Origin of the sequence: Roseomonas sp. GC11 (genome assembly GCF_024437745.1) — a bacterium.
Lineage (GTDB): Bacteria > Pseudomonadota > Alphaproteobacteria > Acetobacterales > Acetobacteraceae > Pseudoroseomonas.
In genome coordinates, this window is sequence record NZ_JANFNY010000199.1 from 1 (window position 1) to 818 (window position 818).

Consider the following 818-nt stretch of genomic DNA (forward strand, 5'->3'; position numbering starts at 1 on the left):
CGCCGAGCGCCAGGCCCAGCTGGCCGCGCGGCTGGAGGCCATCACCGCCGCCGAGGCGGGGCTTGCCGCCGCCCGCGCGCGGCTGGCCCTGGCGCAGGACCTCGCCGAGACGGCGCGCGGGCGGAATGAGCGCAGGCTCTCCCTTCAGGGCTTCGTCCTGGCCGGGCTGCTGGATGAGGCGCTGGGCGCCGCCAATGCGCGGCTGGAGGGGATGCTGGGCGGCCGCTACCGCCTGCGCCGGCGGGAGGAGCCGGGCCGCGCCGTCGGCCTGGATATCGAGGTGCTGGACGAGTGGACGGGGCGGGAGCGCCCGGCGGGCACGCTCTCGGGCGGGGAGGGCTTCTGTGCCGCCCTGGCCCTGGCGCTGGGGCTGGCGGATACGGTGCAGGCCCATGCCGGGGCGCGCCGCATCGACGCGCTGTTCATCGATGAGGGCTTCGGCACGCTGGATGAGGAGGCGCTGGACAAGGCCATGGATATCCTGGCCGCGCTGCCCGCCGGGGACCGCCTGGTGGGGCTGATCAGCCATGTGCCGGAACTGCGCGGGCGCATCCCGGCGCGGCTGGAGGTGACGCCCGGGCCGCGTGGCAGCCGGGCGCGCTTTGTCACCGGCTGAGATGTTCTCCGCCTGCGCGCCGTTTCTCGCGGCCTATGCGGCCACGACCTATCGTGTGGGGCGGGTGGGGCTGCGGCTGGGCGGGCGGGCGGAGGCCCTGCTGGCCCGCCATGGCGCCCGCCGCGCGGTGGTGCTGACGGCGTGGGACCCCCTTTCCCGGCTGCGCGGGCGGGCGGCCAACCGGGCGGCGCAGGCCCGGCTG

General features: G+C 77.3%; 2 protein-coding genes. Both read left to right on the forward strand.

What is annotated here, in order from left to right; translation table 11 throughout:
- Positions 1-616: SbcC/MukB-like Walker B domain-containing protein (locus tag NON00_RS24595; protein ID WP_305123559.1), on the forward strand; the 616-nt coding region annotated here is incomplete at its 5' end.
- A gap of 1 nt (position 617) precedes the next feature.
- Positions 618-818, forward strand: a 201-nt coding sequence (locus NON00_RS24600) for a hypothetical protein (protein ID WP_256025437.1), incomplete at its 3' end; no start/stop codon positions are given.